Genomic DNA, 6647 nt, shown 5'->3' with positions numbered 1-6647 from the left:
GTGTTCGTCGACCTGTTCTGCGGCGGGTGCAACGTAGGCATGAACGTCAAGGCAGGACACACTGTATACAACGACACATCCAAGCCCCTGATAGGCCTGTTGAAGACGCTAAGGCGCCTGAACGCCGACACGATGGTGGCACGTGTCAACGCTCTCGTCGACGAGTTCGGCCTCAGCCGCACACGAGACCATAACTTCGCCTATTACGGCGGCGACGCCAACCTTGGCGTGTCGGTGTATAACAGGGACAAGTACCTGCAGCTGCGCGAGCGGTTCAACTCCTACCCGAAGAAAGACAACCAGTACTACATATACCTGTACACGCTGATTGTGTTCGGATTCAACAACCAAATGCGCTTCAACGACAACGGAACGTTCAACCTACCGGTAGGCAAACGCGACTTCAACACCGCCATCGAGGGCAAGCTCATACGGTTCATGAAAGCCCTGCGCGCCCAGGACTGCGAGTTCAGCACCAAGGACTTCCGCCGTTTCAACTTCGACCAGCTTACGGAGCGCAGCCTCGTATACTGCGACCCGCCATACCTCATCACGACGGCGACGTACAACGAGAAAGACGGATGGACCGCAAAAGACGAACAAGACCTGCTGGCGCTGCTCGACAGGCTCAACGCCCGTGGACTAAGATTTGCCCTGTCCAACGTCCTTGAGCACGAAGGCAAGCGCAACGTGATACTGCAGGACTGGCTCGGGCGCAACCGGTACCGAACACATGAGCTGTTCATGGACTACCACTACAGCAACTACCGGAAGAAATCCAGGGCTGCCGACTCCAAGGAAGTATTGATTACCAACTTTTAGCATCACCGGATATGGAATACAAGAAGATACCGTACACGTCATTCATGTGGAAACTCGGCACCACGTCATTCCGCACAAAAGAGTTCAACTACAAGACCGAGCGCCAGCTCGCCCTGCTTGACGCTTTCTGGAAAAACCCCGATAACGCCTCGCAAGGATGGGAAAAGAAATACATGGCGCCCGGGCAAAATGACATATACGAAATCAAGGTAAGATACTACGACTACCTGGTAGACAACGGATTCATGGAAGGCGGCGAGCCCTGGAGCCGGAAATACAAGACCGCGAGGGAGAAGACCAGCGGACTGTATGACATGGGGCTGATCAACGAAAACCACCGCCTGACCGAAGCCGGCAGGTACCTGCTCGAACTATCGACCAGCCTGCGGTACAACGAAAAGACACCGATAGGCATATCCATGGACAGCATGCTGTACCTTGAACAACTGCTGAAACTGAGCCAAAAAATAAACGGACAGACAGTAAGGCCGCTCATTGTGATACTTTACCTGCTGTCAAGACTCGACTATCTAAGCCATAACGAGTTTTGCTATCTCATGCCTTTATGCACCGACTGGCATTCAACTGAACACATCATAAGCCTTACCCACAGGCTGCGCAACCGTGAAGTGACGATTAACCAGGTGATAACGGAAGTGATGATGTCGAAAAGCAACTACGCCGAAGGGCTGAGACGATTTGCAAACATGCCATTCTCGGAAGAAATGCTGCTCTCCGTCAGCATGAACCGCAAAAGCGCGGCGTACGACAGGAGTTACGTTACCCTATACAAAGAAATGCACTCCGTGTACATGGAAGGGGACACGTCAAGGATTATACCGATGTTTGACAGTCTCAAAAAGTTCCAGCAATCCATATCTATAAAATGGAAGACAATGCTATTCAAATCGCCCGTTGCCGCCAGGGTAAAAAATAATCCTGAAGGAAACTTACGCCCGCTTCCCGTTAGCGCGACATATACTGAAAAAGACTTCAACGCATTCTTCTTTGTCACAATGCACTTGTTTAAGGCCAAAGCCACATTGGAAGACTACCAAGACCTCAACAAGCGCTACCTGGGATTAACAAACTGCTTCATATTCGACGACAAACAAGTAAAGCTTGACATTGTACCGAAGCACCTATTCGCATCCCCTATAGACGAATTATACAAACAGGCTTACAGGAAATGCCACCTGCTGGAACGGAAAACGAGCTTGGCCGAAATATGCGAAACGCTTGTATTTAACGAAAAGGACATCATTGACGGCGTAAGCAGTGAACTCGGAACCGACATACAAACAATAGAAGAGGCGTTCGACGAAGTCGACAAAATAAGGTACGATCGCTTCAACAAGATGATTGACACGCACTTCCAGAACAACACTTTACTGACATTGCTCGACGCCTTCGACAAACGCAACGACGCGAACATAAACCGCATAGTCACCGACAACGCCGACGTACCCACAATATTTGAATATGTGCTTGGAATAATATGGTACAAGGTGAGCGGAAGGAGAGGGAAAATCCTTGACTACCTAAAACTGTCCCTTGACGCAAACCTGCTGCCAGTAACACACGCGGCGGGCGGCGAGGCCGACATCGTATGGGAATATCCGGCCGTGCCCGCATATCCGGGCCATTCCCTCTTGCTGGAGGCTACGTTAACGGACAAGACAAACCAAAGGCGCATGGAAATGGAACCCGTGTCCAGACACTTGGGCAACCATCTGCTACGGACAGGAAACACTAACAGCTATTGTGTGTTTGTGACAACCAACCTGAACGTAAACGTAATAAGTGACTTCATGAACAGGAAAAACTCACTGTATTGCTGCCCGACCAATCCGGACAAATACGTTGAAGGGATGAAGATTATACCGCTGAGCACACGCGACTTAAAAGAAATTATAAGGCAAGGGATAAGATATGAAGACCTGTACCGACATTTCGAGACTGCATACGAAGCGAACGAACGCCATCCGCAAAAATGGTATGACAATTACGTGTGCATAACAGGCACAGACCAGGCCGCAATCAGCATGAAACCATAGCGGACAAGATTATATGACATAAAAAACTGAAAAGAGCCGCGGCAACCGGTTGAACGGTGTCGCGGCTCAATTATTCTAAATAACGCGCCTTAGCCTTGCGGCTCACGGCTTTCGCTATTTCACTTGTACGACAAGGTATTTGCTCGTGCTCCAGAAGAGCTGCGGATTGGTGATGTGCAAGATATACTGGTCTTGCGCGTCACGCTCAAGTTTGTAGCTGCTTGACGGGTGCATGGTCAAGAGTTTTGCCGACTTGCTATAGAGCTTAAGTGCCTTGAGGGTGCGAATGTCACACTTGGTGAAATAGCTCTTGTTGAAGTTTGACTGGAGAACCTTACCCTTTACGAGTATGTTCTGTTCCTTCAGTTCCTTCTTCGTGCCGAAGACGTACCATGCCGTGTTAAGCTGTTTGTCCTGGGCGTTGATGGTGTTGGCCTTCTTGGCGTTGTCGTCCTGTAATGTGCTTACGTTCTTGTTAAGGGTGGTGACCGTGCGGTCAAGCTCTTCAATGTGTATGTCTTTTGCCTCGAGCTGGGCATACAGGTCCTTTATCTGATGGTCCTTGTCCTCAAGCTGGCGCGTAAGGTCCTCGATTGTCTTCTGCAGCTGCTCGCTCTTTATTGAACCGCTCTTTACCTGCTGGCGCAATTTTGACAAAAGCTCGCGGTTCTCAGCCATACGCTGCTGGATGAACTGCATGTTCTCACGGATTTGCTGCTGGCGGTTGGCTCCTTCGCCGTCCTTTGCCACGCTTACACGATTCTCGGCCTCGTTAATCTGGCGGAATCCTTCCTCCACCTCGTTGAGTATCCCCATCATGTCATTGATTTCGTTGTCTTTCTGCTCGAGAACCTTCTGCAATGAGTCGGCACGGCTCTCTTGTGGAAGGTCTGACGACGAGGTCTTACCGTTGTTGCATGCGACAAGCGTAAATATACATGCCGCTAAAAATAATACTTTCTTCATATACGATAGTTTTACGTTAGTTTCTCTTTATATTGAAAGTCCAAAGGGCAACTGAGCGGAAAACGGGATGTTGTGTCATTCACGGTCTTTCGTCGTTTTACCGTTTCCTTTCCCTCTCCCGTCTTCAAGCTTACTTTTCCCTTCCACCACTATTACAAATTCTCCGCGTGGAGCTGTCTCCGTAAAATGCGCTATGGCTTCGGCAAGCGTTCCACGTACGCTTTCCTCATGTATCTTTGATATTTCGCGGCAAGCGCTTACACGGCGATCTTCACCGAAATATTCAGCAAACTGCTTGAGTGTTTTCAATACCCGGTAAGGAGATTCATAAAACACCATGGTACGGCGCTCGTCACGCAGTGCTTCGAGAAGCGTGGCCCTCCCCTTTTTCTGCGGCAGGAATCCTTCAAAACAAAAGCGGTCGCACGGCAAGCCCGACGACACCAAGGCCGGAACAAAAGCCGTGGCTCCAGGGAGGCACTGCACGGTTATACCCGCATTGACGGCTTCACGCACAAGGAAAAAGCCAGGATCGCTTATCCCAGGAGTGCCAGCATCGCTAATAAGGGCTATGGTCTCTCCTGCCTTGAGACGCTCTACGATTGAGGCGGAAGTGCCGTGTTCGTTAAACTTATGGTGCGACATGAGCTTGTTGCTGATATTGAAATGCTTTAGCAGGACGCCCGACGTACGGGTGTCCTCAGCCAAGATTAGGTCTGCCTCCTTCAGCACTCGCACAGCCCTCATCGTCATGTCTTCAAGATTACCCACCGGCGTGGGCACGATATACAATAAGCCCATATTTCGGTACAAATATAGGTAAATAATCATCTACGACAAAAAAACGGCGTATTTCTTTGCAATTTTTAAAACGTCTTTGTAATTTTGCGCCGAAATGGATAATAATTTTACAGGTGAGACGCACCGTCCGGGAAGAATAGAAGTGATATGTGGCTCAATGTTTTCCGGCAAGACGGAAGAGCTTATAAGAAGATTGAAACGTGCCGAATTCGCAAGGCAAAAAGTGGAAATCTTCAAACCGGCCATAGACACACGATATTCCGATGATGAAGTGGTGAGCCATGACCGCCACTCAATACCGAGCACACCGGTGGACTCCTCGTCATCAATACTGCTGCTGTCTTCCGACATAGAAGTTGTTGGCATCGACGAAGCGCAGTTTTTCGACGATGGCCTGGTAAATGTATGCAATGACTTGGCCAATAGAGGCGTGCGGGTAATCGTCGCAGGCCTGGATATGGATTATAAAGGCATACCGTTCGGTCCGATTCCGGCCCTATGCGCCGTTGCCGACGAGGTAACCAAAGTACATGCAATATGCGTAAGGTGCGGTTCGGTTGCTTATGCAAGCCACCGGCTTGTCGCCAACAGCAAAAGAGTAATGCTTGGGGAGCAAAGCGAATACGAGCCGTTATGCCGTGAATGTTACCGAAAAGCGACGGAAGAGGAAGCCCGATTGCAGGCAGGAAACAAACAATGATAAGATAAAGAAAAACAAGTGCGCCGGCAACATAAATTAAATTATGGATTAATTGAATTATGCTTGAAGAAAAGATAACATTCGACAAATTCATAAGATGGTCGTTAACGGCTGTGGTAGTGGTCATAGTACTGCTTCTTATGAATTACCTCAGCAGTGTGCTGCTGCCGTTTTTCGTGGCATGGCTACTGGCTTACATGATATACCCAATCGTGAAATTTGTGCAATACAAGATGCACGTACCCACAAGGGTGCTGTCGATCATAATCTCAATTGTCTTTATCGTTGCCGTAATAGGTGGTATCTTTTACCTAATTGTGCCGCCAATGATTGAACAGTTTGACAAGCTAAGCGAGGTAATATCCCGATACCTTCACCAAAAGACGCACATAAACAACTTCCCCGTAGCTATACAGCAATGGCTGAATGAATACAAGGACGAAATCCAGAAATTCATGCAACAGGAGGATGTAGTCCAAGCCATAAAGGGAGCCATGCCGAAAGTGTTTTCAGTAATAGGACAAACGGCAAACGTCATCCTAAGCATTGTAGCGTCGCTTATAACCCTGCTCTACCTCTTTTTCATACTCCTTGATTATGAAAGGCTCGCTTCCGGATTCATCAAGATTTTCCCAAAAAAGAACAGGCCGTTTTGGCATGCGCTTATAAACGACGTCGAACGCGAGATGAACAGCTACATCCGTGGACAAGGCCTCGTGGCATTATGCATAGGAATACTTTTCTGTATAGGCTTTACCATCATAGGATTCCCAATGGCAATCGGACTCGGCATACTGATAGGCATACTCAGCCTCATTCCCTACGTCCACGGTCTGGCATTCATCCCTATGGTAATACTTTCGTTACTCAAGGCCGCCGATACGGGCCAGAACTTTTGGGTGATTTTCGCATCGGCAACAGGAGTATTCGTCATCGTACAAATAATAACCGACATGGTGCTTACCCCCAAAATAATGGGCAAGGCAATGGGCCTCAATCCTGCAGTAATCTTATTGTCGCTCTCTGTATGGGGAGCCTTGCTCGGTTTCATAGGACTCATCATCGCCCTACCGCTAACGACACTCATCATAGCATACTACCAGCGTTATATAACAAAAGAAAATATTGACGAACCAGCAGTTCCAGATAAAGACATCTCGCCCCAAACGCAATCGTCAACATATAAAACCGCCGTAAATCAAAGTATTGCACCAAGCCAAAATGAAGAAAAAAGGCAAAAAGACGGCAAATAATTTGGTCATTACAAGAAAAAAGCATACCTTTGCACTCGCTTTACGAAC

General features: G+C 48.4%; 6 protein-coding genes. 4 read left to right on the top strand and 2 right to left on the bottom strand.

What is annotated here, in order from left to right:
- Positions 1-822 (top strand): Dam family site-specific DNA-(adenine-N6)-methyltransferase (locus tag H6A34_RS07800; RefSeq protein WP_205104668.1); only part of this gene is annotated, 822 nt, incomplete at its 5' end.
- Positions 823-833: 11 nt separating this feature from the next.
- Complete coding sequence (locus H6A34_RS07795) at positions 834-2879, top strand: AlwI family type II restriction endonuclease (RefSeq protein ID WP_205104666.1); 2046 nt, start codon at positions 834-836, stop codon at positions 2877-2879.
- Positions 2880-2993: 114 nt separating this feature from the next.
- On the opposite strand, the gene H6A34_RS07790 is transcribed toward H6A34_RS07795, so the two are convergent.
- Together H6A34_RS07790 and rsmI are read right to left on the bottom strand one after the other, a co-directional pair.
- Positions 2994-3845 (bottom strand): Cbp1 family collagen-binding glycoprotein adhesin, encoded by an 852-nt coding sequence (locus tag H6A34_RS07790; protein ID WP_205104664.1) that lies wholly within the window; start codon positions 3843-3845, stop codon positions 2994-2996.
- Positions 3846-3920: 75 nt separating this feature from the next.
- Positions 3921-4646 carry a 16S rRNA (cytidine(1402)-2'-O)-methyltransferase gene (gene rsmI, locus H6A34_RS07785; protein ID WP_021947465.1) on the bottom strand — a complete coding sequence of 242 codons (726 nt, stop codon included), beginning with the start codon at positions 4644-4646 and terminating at the stop codon, positions 3921-3923.
- A 94-nt stretch (positions 4647-4740) separates the two neighbouring features.
- Between rsmI and H6A34_RS07780 the strand changes: the two genes are divergently transcribed.
- Positions 4741-5346 carry a thymidine kinase gene (locus tag H6A34_RS07780; RefSeq protein WP_205104663.1) on the top strand — a complete coding sequence of 202 codons (606 nt, stop codon included), beginning with the start codon at positions 4741-4743 and terminating at the stop codon, positions 5344-5346.
- A gap of 59 nt (positions 5347-5405) precedes the next feature.
- Positions 5406-6599, top strand: coding sequence for an AI-2E family transporter (locus tag H6A34_RS07775; protein ID WP_021947724.1), 1194 nt, complete (start codon positions 5406-5408; stop codon positions 6597-6599).
- Positions 6600-6647 lie beyond the last annotated feature (48 nt).

Source organism: Marseilla massiliensis (genome assembly GCF_016899855.1).
Lineage (GTDB): Bacteria > Bacteroidota > Bacteroidia > Bacteroidales > Bacteroidaceae > Prevotella.
Note: the sequence above shows the minus strand (reverse complement) of the source record. Positions and strands in the feature narration are given on the sequence as shown.

Excerpts from the sequence above, each read along its gene's own strand:
- H6A34_RS07795 (WP_205104666.1), top strand. The coding sequence starts at position 834 with ATGGAATACAAGAAGATACCGTACACGTCATTCATGTGGAAACTCGGC.
- H6A34_RS07790 (WP_205104664.1), bottom strand. The coding sequence starts at position 3,845 with ATGAAGAAAGTATTATTTTTAGCGGCATGTATATTTACGCTTGTCGCA.
- rsmI (WP_021947465.1), bottom strand. The coding sequence starts at position 4,646 with ATGGGCTTATTGTATATCGTGCCCACGCCGGTGGGTAATCTTGAAGAC.
- H6A34_RS07780 (WP_205104663.1), top strand. The coding sequence starts at position 4,741 with ATGGATAATAATTTTACAGGTGAGACGCACCGTCCGGGAAGAATAGAA.
- H6A34_RS07775 (WP_021947724.1), top strand. The coding sequence starts at position 5,406 with ATGCTTGAAGAAAAGATAACATTCGACAAATTCATAAGATGGTCGTTA.